The sequence below is a fragment of the Paenibacillus harenae genome, from assembly GCF_030812415.1.
GTDB classification, from domain to species: domain Bacteria; phylum Bacillota; class Bacilli; order Paenibacillales; family Paenibacillaceae; genus Pristimantibacillus; species Pristimantibacillus harenae_A.
The window spans coordinates 293,933-308,201 of sequence record NZ_JAUSST010000004.1 but is presented as its reverse complement, the minus strand read 5'-3'; the positions used below and the strand labels follow the sequence as shown (position 1 = coordinate 308,201).

Below are 14,269 nucleotides of genomic sequence, written 5' to 3'. Positions count from 1 at the left end.
CAGCCACTTCCTTTATGTACCTTCCCCGAGATCAAATTTCCCGGAATGGATCAATTTGAATTTCACGTCGATCTTCAACTGATCCAGCCGCGGAACCCAGTCTCCCCCAGCCATCTTCTTCTTCCATTCGGCATTATGATAACGGTACATGTGATGCTCGAGCTGATACAGATCCATCCCTTTTTCCCGTCCGGTCGCATACGTTCGCTCCAGATCCTCCTTGATCGAGGCAGCGATAGAATTAACGATTTCCTCCTTGTTGATCGGCTGATCCTGCTCGACGACACTGCCGTTCAATTGAACCGAAAGCTTAAAGACAGGGTCCCCGCTGCCTTGGCCATGCGTCGCCGTTAGCTTGTGGCTCGCCCCTCGTATGGCAATGGTCGCCTTGCCTCGCGCTCCCTTCGCCTCCACCATAAATAAACTAAAATTCGGATTGAGCCAGCGCAGACCGGACGCTTCCTTCTCGGTAAGAAATCCGATATACTTGCTTTTCTTTAATACGAAAATTCCGTCTATCTCTTGCACCTGAAGCGCTTTCTTCCCCTTCAGCCAGTCCGAGCCGTTCATACCGATAACCGGGACCGGCGTCGTCATGCCCGGTTCCTTGAGCATCTGCACGGCTTGTTTCATCGGAAAAGGCCCTATGAAGCTCCGCTGAATCTCCTGCACCTTGGGCAAAAACAGCATCGTGTTCAAGGGCGATTGTTCGAACAGCGCTTCCGCCGTAAATATTTCCACGATATCTGACTTCGTTCCGAACACAAGCGATGTATATCGCGATGCACGCAGTCTATTCAAACCGTCCATTATATCTGACAAACGGCTCATTGCGCTCTCGTGCACGACGATCGACTTCAAATGCTCAAGGTTGATTTCGGACTGCGAACCTTTTTTCAAATGGTTAATCGCCAGAAGCACCGTGCTGCCCGTCCCTTTGCCGATCCAAACTTGGTTCCCGACCGGCGATGAGCTTCCCTCTACTTTGGCAACGCCGGCGAACTTAATCATCTGCGCGTAAAGCTGGAACTTACCGTCCTTCAGCTCCACGCCAAGCGATGAAACATAGGTCTGGTCCTGCAGGTTCACTTCATCCCAACAGCCCTGCAGCAGCATGGCGGATAACAGCAAGCAGCACGCCAAAACGGTCCTGGCAGATCTGCTAACGGAATGGTTCTTCATCGCCTATCCCTCCTCTCGCTGCTCCTCACTTTCCACGGCAGCTGGAAGAGCGCCGTAAACCATTTTCTGAACTGCGGAGGCGCGATTGGCGCTAGGTAGGACATGCCGAACGACTCTAGCGAGCAGAGATAGATAATGACGGCTAATGTTCCTACCATGAAGCCGAACATTCCTAGGGTCGACGCAAGGATAAGTATCAAATACCGGATGAGGCTCACCGTACCTCCAAGCGATTGGTTAACGAGAGTAAACGTCGATACCGCCGTTACCGCAGCCACGACGAGCATCGTTGGCGACGTCAAGCCTGCCCGGATTGCGGCGTCCCCGACGATCAGTCCGCCGACGACGGATACCGTCTGGCCGACCGGCCTCGGCAGCCTTACGCCTGCCTCGCGGAACAGTTCGAACATCGTAAGCATGAGAAACATTTCCATTGTCGAGGACAGCGGCAGGCCCATGCGAGAGATCGTAACCGTGGCAAGCAGCTGGAACGGAATCTGATCGGTGTTGAACGAGCAAAGCGCAATCCAGAATCCGGGCAAGCACATGGAGAGCGCAAGCCCGACCAGGCGCAGCAGCCGCTCAAGCATTACGAAATAATACGGAAGATGCATATCCTCGGGCGATTTGATGAGCAGCAGGAAGTTGCCCGGCGCAATAACGGCCGAAGGCGAACCGTCGACAAGCACCGCCACTCTCCCGTTCATTATCGATTGCACGACATAATCGGGCCGACCGATATAATCGACCAACGGGAAGAAGGAGAACGGGCGGTCCGAGATCAGCTCTTCCAGATGCCCTCCGCCGTTCAGCGACGGAATCCGGATGTTCTCAAGCCTCGCGATCGTCTCGTCGATCAGCATCGGTTTTGCCTTGTCCGCCATATAGACGATGGCCACCTCGGTTTGCGACTCCGTCCCGATTCGCATATATTGCACATGCATATGGGGGGTCCGCAATCGCTTGCGGACGAGCGCCACGTTCGTGGACAATTGCTCGACGAAGCCGTCGCGCGGCCCTTTGAGCGACAGTTCCATCGTGGACTCCTCCGGCGTCCTGCCTGGCTGGCTTCCGATGTTGTATTCGTAGAATTCATGCAACCCATCGAACAACAGAATAACGCTGCCGGAGAACAGAAAAGCGTACAAATCTTCCGTACCTTCGTCCGTATCGATTTTGCTGAACAAAGCGCTTTTCTTGTCGATTGGATGCTCATGCACTACCGCCCGCGAGAAAATATATTTCGCCCAGTTGTCTAACTGCGGAAGAAGCCCAAGCTGCATTTGCTGATGATCGATCATGCCGTCGCAATAGAACAGCGTGACATAACGCGAATCGCTGTCGCTTATCATCACGCTATGCTCTACGATATCGTTGCATTTCCCGATGCTTTCCCGGAATTGCTCATGCGTGATGGACGGCTTGCTTTCTCGGCCGTGCGATTCTCCCGATTCCCTCTCGTTTTCATTCATCCTAGCCGCTCCTCCTTCGCAGCCGGCTCCCTTTTATTGCCCCTGGGCTTCAAGAAAGACATGAACCATAGAAGCAGAACGACAAGAGCAATACCGACGCCAGCGAACAAGAAATAATTTTGCAAGACGACATTGAATTCCAACATATCTCTTAACGAAAAATGCGCCGCTACCATGAAAACAGATCCGGTGACGACCGGAGCGATCCACTTATGCTTCAATCGCCTGAACGGGCCGAATTCAACGAATATGTACAGCGTTAGCGATATCCGGATCAGCGCGCCTGACAACCATTGGAAGATCGCGAAGAAGTCGACATGCTCGAAATAGCGGCCGACCGATACGATTCTCCATTGCGCGAATGCGGGAAACCGCATCTTGGCCGCTTCCACAGGACCGAACTCTGAGAGAGCGGCCGTGAGCGGTCCGAACGTAAGCAGAGCGAGCCCAAGCGCTAGAACGACGAGATGCCATCGTCTCAGATTCCCCTTGATATGATGCTGAATGAACAATAGCGCAAAAAGCTCGCATGTTGCCGTAAACGAATAGAAGGCTCCCTTCAGAACGGGCGAAAATCCGTTTTCCAGTATCGGCAGCATGTAATGGTAATCCTTGTGGGGCATATTGGCCGACATGACGAAATCGCCTAATAAGACGACAAGCGGCAGCAGCACGCAACTGACATAAGCGATCGTCCGAAGGTTCGACGATGCGGCATAGATGCCTAACACCAACAACACGCCGCATACGACCATCGGCGGAGTCCTCGGCAAGTAGGTCGTTGCCGTCCACGAGGCCGTAATAATGAGCGTCTCATAGCAGGTAATCACGAGCAAGAGCAAAAATAACCCGATAAGCGTGTTGGCAAGGAGAGCAGGCATCCTCCGCTTCAGCCAATCGTCTATCGGCTCTTTGTTCATTTTTTTGAGCAAGCCGTACAAAGGAAACGCTATCCATGGCAACGAAGCGATAAGGGCTATCAGTACGCACATCCATGCGTCGCGTTTTGCCGCATTTAGCAGGAAAGGAATGATCAGCACATGATTTGCGAGACCTACCGATAAACAGAATATAAATATAGCCGGCCATACGCCGAATGTTTTTGTCGTCATTTGTCATTCACTTCCTTACAAGCAAATGATTCCCCAAAAAGTCGTTTCAATGCATCGCTGTCGTCAACTCGTCATACGCATAAAAAATAGACTGTCGCCAAGCTGCCGCGGCAGCTATCAACGCAGTCTCATCCGTTACGGAAGATGGATAGATTTCACATGGTCAAAATGCAGAAACATCGCGTCACCGTTTGCCGTTGCCAGCTCGATCATGTTTTGCTCCATGTTTTTTAGAATGCCGGTTTTATTCGGATTGTCTCCTAAGTCAAGCACGACGAACTCGCCTATCAGCTTGCGAAGCTGCTGATCGAAGGTGCGGGCAAGTGTGAGCGGGGAAGGCTTAAGCGGGAATTGTGCAGGCGTCAGCGAGTATGGCGTCACATGCGGCTCATAAGGAATCAAATATTTAAGATGCTGGAGCGAGACGATTACCGTATGGTAGACCGGCGTATAAAATACGAAAAAATCATTCATGACGGTTGTCACATATCCGTGAATCGATTGGTTGCCCGTTATATAGATTTCCGAGAACATACCCTTCGAATTCATCAATATTTTACGATAGGATATCGGCTCGTTATACGGCTCGAACGGCAAATCCGGAATGATCGCACGATCATTGTCCATTTGGAAGACTCGCATTTGTTCCATATGAATGAGAGGGATGTACATAAATTGCGTTCCCGTATACAGCGCTAAAATATCTTGTCCAAGCTCCACTACTTTCCCTCGAATGAGCTCCGGTTTTCCTGAAATTACTAGCTCGACGTTTTGGCCTAGCAGCGGTTGACGGTTTTTCAAGCGAACAACCTCCTTTATTGCCCGAAATTACAGGTTACTATAGTTATATGATTTACGATTGCGAGAGGTACTAGATTGCTATCTATTTATTGAATTCATTCATAGATTCGGGACCTGGCTTCCGAACGCAGTGACCTGACCGTACGCCGCTGAATATGGTAATACGTACAGATGCCTAGCCGATATCCGGAAGCGGCATCATTCTTGGTCCGGGGGCTGATTGCGTGCTCACAGAAACAATGCCTGTCCGTTCAATCACGATGAACGAATCCGATCTTCACGAGCTGCGGCGTGACGGATGGAGCAAGTCGTTCAAGCATGCCAAGCTGAAGATCGGCGATAAGTTCCATACTGCATTAATCGGAATCAGAGGCGGCCACACGCGCAATTATCCGAAAAAATCGTTCGAAATTCGTCTGGATAACGGCATGACTTATCACTGGAACGCCGAGTACGACGATCCGTCAATGATGCGCAATGCGCTGTCATTCGCTTTTTTCAACCAAATTCATGTACCGGCTCCGATAACGAATCCGATTTGGCTAAGCATAAATGGAGTTCAAGAAGGCGTCTATTTGGAGATTGAGGCGGTTAATGATCATTTTTTCCGTAAAAGGGGAATTGGTTATCGCTCGCTAATCTATGCCGTGCACGACAACGCGGACTTCAGTCTTATTGATCCGGACAGCAAAGCGAGCAAAACGTCGCTGTTTAACGGCTACGAGCTCGTTATTGATAAAGGGGATACGAAGAAGCGGCTTGTCTCGTTCATACGCCATTTGAATGGGTTGTCGGGAAAAGAGTTATCCTCCTTCATTGCGCACCGCCTGGACATCAAGCAATACTTGCTCTGGCTGGCGGGGGCTGTATTAACGGGCAATTTCGACGGGTTCGATCAAAATTATGCCCTTTACGAACGTGCTGCGAGCAAGCGGTATCGGATTATTCCGTGGGATTACGAGGGAACCTGGGGGAGAAATTGCTATGGCCGTGTATGCGGCAACAATCTTGTACGGCTGGAAGGCTATAATACGCTGACCGAGAAATTATTTACAATCAACAGCTGCCGCAGCAGCTATGCAGCCATTATGAAAAGGTTGATCGCCGAAGAGTTTACGCACGAGAAGCTAGATCCTCTTATCGACCGCATGCATCGGCGCCTGACGCCTGCTATCCGAAACGATTATACGCGCAAGGCGAGCTACGACAGTTTCCTGGCGGAGCCTGCATTCATACGCACCTACATCGATGACCGCCGGGAAATGCTTCGGGAGGCGCTGCTGCAGTGGAAGTGACGATATAACGATACAAGATAACGATACAAGATCTATTTTAGAAAATGCCCATGCTCAAATATCTCTCGCCCGTATCCGGCGCAATGCACAGCACGCGCTTGCCAGGTCCAAGCGTCTTGGCTACCTGCATGGCCGCCCATACGGAAGCGCCTGCGGACGGACCAACAAGCAAGCCCTCGCTCGCGGCAAGCTTGCGTATCGTAGATAACGCATCGTCATCGGATACTTGGATAATCTCATCATAGACGGACGTGTTAAGGATACTAGGCACGAAGCCAGGACTTGTGCCCACCAGCTTATGCGGGCCGGGCATGCCGCCGGAGAGCACCGGAGAGCCTTGCGGCTCAACGACGGCGACATGCAGATTCGGCAGAAGCGCCTTCAGCGTCTCGCCCGTTCCCGTTATCGTGCCGCCCGTTCCGGCCGTGGCGACGAAGGCGTCGAGCCGTCCTTCGGTCTGCTCCATAATCTCGATCGCCGTCGATCGACGGTGGGCATCCGGATTCGCTTTGTTCTCGAATTGATTCGGTATGTAGCTGCCCGGCAATCCGGCATGCAACTCCTCCGCCTTGCGAATCGCGCCAGGCATCCGCTCCGCTGCGGGTGTCAGCACGACCTGCGCCCCATAAGCCTGGAGCATCTTTATTCTCTCCACGCTCATATTGTCCGGCATAACCAGGATGAGCTTGTATCCCCGCGCGGCTGCGATCATGGCGAGTCCAATACCGGTATTGCCGCTAGTCGGCTCGATGATCGTATTGCCCGGCTTAATCAGCTTGCGATGCTCCGCATCCTCGACTAACGAGAAGGCTGCCCGATCCTTCACGCTGCCGCTCGGATTGAACCGCTCCAGCTTCACGCATACTTCCGCGCTTCCTTCCAAGGCCAATCTCCGCAGCGCTACGACAGGCGTATTTCCGATTAATTCCGTAATATTCGATACGACTCTTGGCATTCGTTTGCTCCTCCCCCGCAGATGGCCTATCATGATTGTTGAACGCAAAGGTTGATTGATTAAGTTGTTTTCCCGCTTTTCAGGAACGGCCGCATAAACCACCAGCCTGCAATCGGCACGACGCCGACCCCGAACATCAGCCATGTAATCGCTCTTGGGGAATCGTTAAACGGCAGTACGATCAAATACATCGACAATCCGATCAAGCGGCCGATAACAAGCCCTGCTTCCCTCAGCACAACAAATTCCTCGCGCTCGCGCGCGCTCTCTTCGGATTGACCGATCAAGTCGTAGACGCGCGTCGTCATCGGTATAATGTACAGCGGCATAAACAACGACGTACCGATCCCGAACAAGAGCAGCGTCATAAAGGACACTTTCCAGAATAGAGGCAATATGACTGCAGCAATCATAACCGCACCGATGAGCATCGCTACCTTGTGGTTTTTCTTGCCTAGCTTCTTGCCGATAATCCAGAAGCTGATCAACGCAACCAAGGATGTAATAAGGGAATACGTTCCGAGCTTGCTCTCGGTATTCGTAGCGATATAGACCGTAAGACCCACGAGAAACATGAATACGCCCTCGCGGACGCCTTGCGCCGCAATCGCGGGGAGCATCCGCCGCCATGGATTCCCTTTGATCATTAGTTGCTGAATGCCATGCTTCCAGTTGTACGTGCCTTGCCCGTGTCTCTTCTTCAGCCAGAAGCTTAGAACGACGCCAATTGCGAATATGACTAAGGAAATGGTGAAAATAAGCCGGTAGCCCTGCTCATCCTTCATCCTCGTAATCAAAAAACCCGACACCCAAGGGGCGAAAATGCCCGCCGCTGAGCCAAGAAGCCCCGCCCAGCCGTTGAATCGGTCGCGATTATCGGGATCCGTTACTTCGAAGTAGACGACGTTGAAGGCAACCCAGAACAGGCCGAGCGCCATGCCGCTTAACATGCCGAGTGGAACGATATAGGATTTGGCCTCCGTGCCAAGCAATAGAACAGCGCTATAGAAGATGCCCGACATGAAGATGCCGAGCCTTAAGCTGTTCATTTTGTTATGCTCCTTGACCCACTTTCCCGCTACCCAGAACGTTAACCAGCTGACCACGTATTGTCCTAAAGCGAACCAGCCGATCATCATATACGATCCGGTTGCCTTCCATAGATAGACGGGCACGAACGTTCCCGACAGTGCGTTAGCGATGCCAAACAGCGCCTGCACGATTAAGAGCAGCGCGGCTTGACGATCCAATGATTTGGCCAAAACGATTCCTCCCGCATATCGGCGTCAGAATTACGTTTTGTAACATTCCCTTAATGCGCTGGCCGCATGCCCGTCCATATTTGCCATTGTTTATTCCGGCTTAGCGAGCCGCTTAAGAAGCAGCTGTCGATTGGACGGGCTAAGCGTCGATGACGTATGGAAGCATGAAGGGCACACATACCAAACGAGCTCAAGCGGAGCAGGCAACGCAGGCTGTCCAAGCACCGGAGAAACCGTCGGTTTGTATTGCTCCCCGCCGATTGATTGGGTGCCGGCCTCAAGCATAAATTCCCTGCATGCCGGACATTCCGGTACTTCATCCTGTTCATCGGTAATGCGTTGAAGCGTATTCTCCAGCGCAAGCGATGAGCGGTCCGCGTTCCTGTAGCCTTCGCCTTCAGCCAACCAGCGCTTGTGGCCAAGATCATGTCCATCCGATTCGTAATCCTCTTCTTCATCTTCCTGCCATTGGCCGGGATTGCCCTGCTCCTCTTCGTCCGTCTCTTCTCCTGCGTCACCGCCAAGCTCAACCGTACGGTAGCTGCTCAGCTCGTTGCCGCAATGCGGACAATGCTTTTCCGGACCGAATTCCGGATCCCATGTAATCTCGGTTAAACACCACGGACAAATAACTTCCTCGCTCATTGTTAGCTCTCCTTAATTGTTCATTAAATAAATAACCCCGAATACGAAAAATAAAATAGCCACAACGAGTAAAATACCCCACAAATACTTCATGAACAATGCCTCCAGCCGCTATATAACCGTTGCCCCGATCACATAGGATAGTGAAATCGAGATGACCATCGCAAACATGCCGACTGCGCGGTTATCCTTTTGAATTTCATCGTCGATGCGAAAGACCGGCGTCAGAAACTCGAATAAGAAATAGGCTGCCAGCAAAATAATAAATCCGAACGTGCCCCAAATGAGACTTTGGTACACAGAATCGTTCGCCTCGATGGAGAAGCGGAAAATATTGCAAATTCCGAATATTTTGCCGCCCGTCGCCATTGCCACTGCCACATTGCCTTTCTTGATTTCGTCCCAGCACCTGTACTTCGTCACGAGCTCGAACACGGACAAAAAGACAATGAGCGAGAGAACGGTAACCGAAACATAAACGAGCGATGCGGCAAATTCATTGCTTAGCAGCTTGTCGACCTCATGTTCCATTCTTAAATCCCTCCACCTGATGGCTAATTGGCTTCATAGCGGAGAACGAAACGGTTTATTTCAATTCAGCCACCGTAACGCCAGCGCCGCCCTCGCCATAATTGCCTAACCGGAAAGCCTTCACATGGCTATGCTTGCGCAAATATTGCTGAATGCCCGTTCGCAGCACGCCTGTTCCTTTTCCGTGAATAATATAGACTTGACCCAGACCCGATAAGAAAGATTCATCCAGGAAGCGGTCGACCTCCATGATCGCTTCCTCTAGACTCTCCCCGCGAAGGTCCAGCTCCATTCTTACGTTTTCGTCGCGCGAACGTTTCAAGCTCGCTGCTTGTTTCGGCTGTTGCTGCTTGGCTGCTGTTGCCGTAGACTTCAACAGCTCCATATCGTCCAGCGATACCTTCATCTTCAATATACCAAGCTGAACGGTTGCCTCCGAGCCGTGCAGCTCCGCCACGATGCCCTTCTGGTTCAAGCTGTACACCATCACTTCGTCGCCGGCTTCGATCTTGGCAGGCTTGCTGCCAACGCCTGCGCCTGCTCCGCCGCGTTTCGGCTTAAGCTGCTCCGGCGTCGCGTCATCAAGCTTGCGCCGAGCCTCGATCAGCTTATGTTCTTTAACCGATGCGCCCTCTTCGAGTGCCAGCTTGCGAAGGTCGGCTATAATTTGTTCCGCCTCGCGTTTCGCCTTGGCTACCGCTTCGCGAGCTTCTTCATGCGCTTTCTGCAGCAGCTTCTCCTTTTGCTCCTCGAACTTCAGCCGCTCCGCCTCGTGTCTTGCTTGCAGCGCCTCTACTTGCCTGCGCAGCGACTCCGCCGTTTGGCGCTCCGATTCTGCGCTTAGACGGTTCTCCTCCAGCGATGCGATCATGCTTTCCACCCGCTGGTCCTCTTCGCTCACCTCGCCCCGCGCGCGGTCGATGATCTCGGTCCGCAAGCCGAGCCGCTCGGCAATCGCGAACGCGTTGCTTCGTCCCGGTACGCCAACCAGCAGCCGGTAAGTAGGACTAAGCGTAGCGACATCAAACTCCATGCTGGCATTTATGATCCCTTTGCGATTGAATGCGTACGCCTTTAGCTCGCTATAGTGCGTCGTCGCAACAATGCGGCTTTCCTTCGCATGAATATGCTCCAGTATCGCAATGGCAAGAGCCGAGCCTTCCGCTGGATCCGTACCCGCGCCAAGCTCGTCGAGCAGCACGAGGCTCTTCGACGTCATCGACTTCAGAATGCGGATGATGTTCGTCAGATGGCTTGAGAACGTGCTTAAGCTCTGCTCAATGCTTTGCTCGTCGCCAATATCGGCGTAGATTGCGTCGAATACGCATAACTGGCTGCCTTCCTCTGCAGGAACGAACAACCCGGACATCGCCATAAGGCTAAGCAGTCCGATCGTCTTAAGGGAGACGGTCTTGCCGCCCGTATTCGGACCCGTTACGATAATCGCCGAATATTGATTGCCTAGCTCGACATCGATCGGAACGACTTTGTCGCTCGCGAGCAGCGGATGGCGGCCGCGCTTCAGCTTCAAGAAGCCCCGGTCATTCATGCGAGGCTGCGTCGCTTTCATCTCATGCGCCAGTCTTGCTTTCGCAAAGGCAAAGTCGAGCTGTGCAAGCAGATCCTGATTAATGAGCAGATCCTTTACATGATCGGAGGTGAGCGCCGTAAGCTTCTGCAATATTTTCTCGATCTCGCGCATTTCGCCCGCTTTGAGTTCGCGAAGCTTGTTGTTCATCGCTACAATCGCTTCAGGCTCGATGAACAGGGTAGCGCCGGACCCCGATTGGTCGTGTACGATGCCTCCGAAGTTGGAACGGTATTCCTGCTTAACGGGAATCACATATCGGTCGTTGCGAAGCGTTACGATGGCGTCCTGCAGCATCTTCTGTACCGAAGAGGAACGGACCATCTGCTCCATCTTCTCGCGAATGCGCGATTCTCCCGAGCGGAGCTCGCGGCGAATCGACGCAAGCTCCGGGCTTGCGCTGTCCATCACTTCCGCCTGATCGTCGATGCAATCGAATATCGCGTCCTCAAGCGGCTTGTTTTCCGTAATCTGTTCCGCCTGGAATTGCAGCAGCGGAATCGGATGATCCTCGTGAATAACGCCGATATGCTTCTTCACGCGGCGTCCGCCGCGCGAGGTCGATGCGATGTTCAGCAGCTCCTCGGGATTAAGCGTGCCGCCGATTCTTGCCCGGTGAAGCGGCGCCGTAATATCGGTTATGCCGCCGAACGGCGCGCTTCCCTTTAAACGGTCCGCCGTATAAGCCTCGTCCGTCGCTTGCAGCAGCGGCTTGACGGCTTCCAGATCGGATACCGGCTGAAGCTGCTCCGCGGCAGCTTTGCCAAGCGAAGTTGCCGCATGATGCGTCAATTTATGTATGATTTTAGGATATTCTAAAGTCGATAAAATTTTGGTGTCCAACAATTAACACTCCTCTCGCCCTACTATTATAGCCGAACGGCGCGTTCGTTGCACGATATGATGCCCTTCCCGTACATAAAAAACAAGCAACGGGCCACAATAGAAACGAACATACTTAACCAAACCAGCTTCTGCTCCAAAAGCAGCTCATACGAAGCAAGTTTTTTTTGCTTCACAAGCGTAAACGGCTGGTGCCGTCCATTGGCGGCAAAAGCTTACGTTTCGCGAAGAAATATAAGAAATGTTAGAAGTGACAACTTATGACGTCTTATATTTCAAAAAAACGAAGCGATTGCTTACGAAGCAAGTTTTTTTGCTTCACAAAAAACCGAAGCGATTGCTTACGAAGCAAGTTTTTTTTGCTTCACAAAAAAACTTTGTAGGAGGATTCAAATATGAGTTTTATCGGTCATGTCGTGCGGTTTATCGTGTCCGCTCTAGTATTGATGGTGGTCGGGTTCATTGTCCCGCAATTCAGCGTTGGCGGCTTCTGGAGCGCCTTGTTTCTCGCGCTTGTCATCGCGGCGCTCGGTTGGATTGTTGAAGGCATATTCGGCAAGCGGGTTACGCCTTTCGGCCGCGGCATCGTCGGGTTCATCGCCAGCGCAGTCGTCATCTGGATTGCTCAGTTCATCGTAGGCGGCGTGACGGTTACTTGGCTAGGGGCAATCCTTGCCGCGCTCGTAATCGGCATTATCGACCTCTTCATTCCGGTCAGCACGCCATATGAGGCCGGCCGCCGTAGAGATCGCGTTTAGCAGTTGCCTTTCGGACAAGAAATGCGAAGCCCTTGAGAGCCGATTGCGGCGATCAAGGGTTTTTTCATGCTTAAAAAAATCACATGAAATTCATAAGTTTGTCAAACAGATGTCACAGCAAATGCATCGAATATAAGCTAAAATAAAGTGTACAAACATTTTCCATTTTGAAAGGGGAACTATGATAATGAAAAAATGGCTGCTTTTTGCTTCTGCATTGTGCCTTGTCGCTGTACTTGCTGCTTGCGGGGCCAAATCGGATAATCAAGAGAGCAATAATGCCGGCAACGGCGAAGCGGTTGCCGCCGATTCCGGCGCTACTGGCGAAGCGGTTGTCATCACGGCTTCGAACTGGGAGTTTGACCAAAAGGAATACAAAATAAAAGCCGGCGAAGCAACCAACATTACGCTCAAGTCGACGGACGGCGTGCACGGAGTCAAAATCGACAAAGTCGACAACATCGCGAACGGCCAAACCAAAACGGTAACGGTTGCCGAGCCTGGCACCTATGAAATGATCTGCAGCGTGCCTTGCGGCAACGGCCACAGACAAATGAAGGCTACTCTGGTTGTTGAATAACCGTTCGTTGCTATTGCGTTTCAACAATCGCAGATAGACTGTGCATCGTTCAGTCTGCTGCTTGGTCAAGACCTGCCGGCAGGCAGGTCTTGATTGCATTTACGGGCATAAACTAGGTTTATGAGCAGCTTCGTATTAACCTTAACCAACCGCACTTCACTTGGGAGGCTATGCGCACCGGGGTAGAGCGCTATATCATTTTTACTTTGCTTTTGCGTAAAAATTTCTAATGGCTTATCCTCTTCCCCTGCTGCGCCGCCTCTGATAAGATGGTCACAACATAAATGATGAATGGAGGAATGGTGATGGGAGTATTGCAAAATCGAGTCGCCATTATAAGCGGAGCAGGTTCCGGACTTGGACGCGCAGCATCTATTTCGTTCGCCGCTGAAGGCGCTGACGTCGTCCTCCTTGGACGCAGAGCGTCGAAGCTCGAAGAGACGGCGCAGCTCGTCAAGTACCGTACCGGCAAGGTCCCTTTGCTGCTTCAGACGGATGTCTCCGTCGATCTCCAAGTTGAGCAGGCTATCGAAACGGCTTACGAGCAGCTCGGACGCATCGATATTCTTTTAAATAACGCCGCCATCATGGAGCCGGGCACCGTGCACGAGATAACCTCGGAGAATTGGCATAATCAAATTTCCGTCAATCTAACGGGCCCTTTCCTGCTATCCAAAGCGGTTCTGCCTTTCATGCGCAAAGCTAAATATGGAAGGATTATAAATATTACATCCGGCCTTTCGTGGAACGGCTCAGGCGGCTACGGCGCTTATAGCGCTGCTAAGGCGGGACTGGAGTCGCTAACGCGCACCCTTGCCGATGAAGAGCATGAACACGGCATACTCGTCAACCTGTACAACCCGGGCACGCTGCGCACGGAGATGCACGCCACCGGCAAAGACCCGGCCATCGTGACGCCCGATCTGATCCGTTTGGCAAGCTTGCCGCAAGGCGGACCTACAGGAACGATTCTATCTTACGGTTAAATGTGAATGGCCAAGTAGCCAAGTAGATGCCTCCCTATGCACGTACGCAATAGTCTCGTTTCGTGAAGATAATCGATCTATATTATTGATAAACGCCTCGTTAGTTCCATCTAAGGACACTAATAAGGCGTTTTTTGTATCTTGTCCGAATAATGCCGGATTAGTTCGACAAAATGCCGTTAAAACCGCATGTCTGACGCAATGGCTCGAATTAGTTCGTCAAATTGACGCTTAAAGCGACTAATAAACAAGCAGCATG

The 14,269-nt window shown here is 51.9% G+C and carries 13 protein-coding genes; 4 read left to right on the top strand and 9 right to left on the bottom strand.

The window, feature by feature from the left end:
* Positions 1–12: 12 nt before the first annotated feature.
* The 4 genes from J2T14_RS16305 to J2T14_RS16290 all read right to left on the bottom strand — a co-directional run bounded on the left by J2T14_RS16305 (position 13) and on the right by J2T14_RS16290 (position 4,567).
* Entirely contained in the window at positions 13–1,182 is a 1,170-nt protein-coding gene (locus tag J2T14_RS16305) for a Ger(x)C family spore germination protein (protein ID WP_307472405.1), read from the bottom strand.
* Entirely contained in the window at positions 1,179–2,654 is a 1,476-nt protein-coding gene (locus J2T14_RS16300; protein ID WP_307200503.1) for a spore germination protein, read from the bottom strand. Before J2T14_RS16300 ends, J2T14_RS16305 begins: the two co-directional genes overlap by 4 nt.
* On the bottom strand, positions 2,651–3,766 hold the full coding sequence (locus J2T14_RS16295; RefSeq protein WP_307472403.1) for a GerAB/ArcD/ProY family transporter: 1,116 nt from the start codon (positions 3,764–3,766) through the stop codon (positions 2,651–2,653). The genes J2T14_RS16300 and J2T14_RS16295 overlap by 4 nt, the downstream gene beginning before the upstream one ends.
* 135 nt (positions 3,767–3,901) lie before the next feature.
* Positions 3,902–4,567, bottom strand: a complete 666-nt coding sequence (locus J2T14_RS16290; protein WP_307472401.1) for a DUF2642 domain-containing protein — start codon at positions 4,565–4,567, stop codon at positions 3,902–3,904.
* Between the two features lie 224 nt (positions 4,568–4,791).
* Here J2T14_RS16290 and J2T14_RS16285 point away from each other — a divergent pair, with 224 nt between their 5' ends.
* Entirely contained in the window at positions 4,792–5,862 is a 1,071-nt protein-coding gene (locus tag J2T14_RS16285; RefSeq protein ID WP_307472399.1) for a CotH kinase family protein, read from the top strand.
* 37 nt (positions 5,863–5,899) lie between these two features.
* Here the strand turns inward: J2T14_RS16285 and cysK are convergent, their stop codons facing one another.
* From cysK to J2T14_RS16260, 5 genes are all read right to left on the bottom strand, one after another.
* The gene (gene cysK, locus J2T14_RS16280; protein WP_307472391.1) at positions 5,900–6,817 is read right to left on the bottom strand and encodes a cysteine synthase A; all 918 of its coding nucleotides are present in this window, start codon (positions 6,815–6,817) and stop codon (positions 5,900–5,902) included.
* A gap of 59 nt (positions 6,818–6,876) precedes the next feature.
* Complete coding sequence (locus J2T14_RS16275) at positions 6,877–8,079, bottom strand: MFS transporter (RefSeq protein WP_307472389.1); 1,203 nt, start codon at positions 8,077–8,079, stop codon at positions 6,877–6,879.
* Positions 8,080–8,169: 90 nt separating this feature from the next.
* On the bottom strand, positions 8,170–8,724 hold the full coding sequence (locus J2T14_RS16270; RefSeq protein WP_307472387.1) for a hypothetical protein: 555 nt from the start codon (positions 8,722–8,724) through the stop codon (positions 8,170–8,172).
* A 111-nt stretch (positions 8,725–8,835) separates the two neighbouring features.
* A complete protein-coding gene (locus J2T14_RS16265; protein ID WP_307472385.1) occupies positions 8,836–9,255 on the bottom strand; it encodes a DUF350 domain-containing protein in 420 nt (139 codons plus the stop codon).
* 55 nt (positions 9,256–9,310) lie between these two features.
* Positions 9,311–11,686 (bottom strand): endonuclease MutS2, encoded by a 2,376-nt coding sequence (locus J2T14_RS16260; RefSeq protein ID WP_307472384.1) that lies wholly within the window; start codon positions 11,684–11,686, stop codon positions 9,311–9,313.
* A gap of 395 nt (positions 11,687–12,081) precedes the next feature.
* On the opposite strand from J2T14_RS16260, the gene J2T14_RS16255 reads away from it, so the two are divergent.
* The 3 genes from J2T14_RS16255 (at position 12,082) to J2T14_RS16245 (ending at position 14,010) form a co-directional block, all read left to right on the top strand.
* The gene (locus tag J2T14_RS16255; protein WP_307200520.1) at positions 12,082–12,444 is read left to right on the top strand and encodes a phage holin family protein; all 363 of its coding nucleotides are present in this window, start codon (positions 12,082–12,084) and stop codon (positions 12,442–12,444) included.
* Between the two features lie 187 nt (positions 12,445–12,631).
* Entirely contained in the window at positions 12,632–13,024 is a 393-nt protein-coding gene (locus J2T14_RS16250; protein WP_307472382.1) for a cupredoxin domain-containing protein, read from the top strand.
* 305 nt (positions 13,025–13,329) lie between these two features.
* Positions 13,330–14,010, top strand: coding sequence for an SDR family NAD(P)-dependent oxidoreductase (locus J2T14_RS16245; protein WP_307200524.1), 681 nt, complete (start codon positions 13,330–13,332; stop codon positions 14,008–14,010).
* Positions 14,011–14,269 lie beyond the last annotated feature (259 nt).

Bases quoted from the DNA above. Each gene is read 5' to 3' on its own strand.
- J2T14_RS16305 (WP_307472405.1), bottom strand. From the start codon at position 1,182: ATGAAGAACCATTCCGTTAGCAGATCTGCCAGGACCGTTTTGGCGTGC.
- J2T14_RS16300 (WP_307200503.1), bottom strand. From the start codon at position 2,654: ATGAATGAAAACGAGAGGGAATCGGGAGAATCGCACGGCCGAGAAAGC.
- J2T14_RS16295 (WP_307472403.1), bottom strand. From the start codon at position 3,766: ATGACGACAAAAACATTCGGCGTATGGCCGGCTATATTTATATTCTGT.
- cysK (WP_307472391.1), bottom strand. From the start codon at position 6,817: ATGCCAAGAGTCGTATCGAATATTACGGAATTAATCGGAAATACGCCT.
- J2T14_RS16270 (WP_307472387.1), bottom strand. From the start codon at position 8,724: ATGAGCGAGGAAGTTATTTGTCCGTGGTGTTTAACCGAGATTACATGG.
- J2T14_RS16265 (WP_307472385.1), bottom strand. From the start codon at position 9,255: ATGGAACATGAGGTCGACAAGCTGCTAAGCAATGAATTTGCCGCATCG.
- J2T14_RS16255 (WP_307200520.1), top strand. From the start codon at position 12,082: ATGAGTTTTATCGGTCATGTCGTGCGGTTTATCGTGTCCGCTCTAGTA.
- J2T14_RS16250 (WP_307472382.1), top strand. From the start codon at position 12,632: ATGAAAAAATGGCTGCTTTTTGCTTCTGCATTGTGCCTTGTCGCTGTA.
- J2T14_RS16245 (WP_307200524.1), top strand. From the start codon at position 13,330: ATGGGAGTATTGCAAAATCGAGTCGCCATTATAAGCGGAGCAGGTTCC.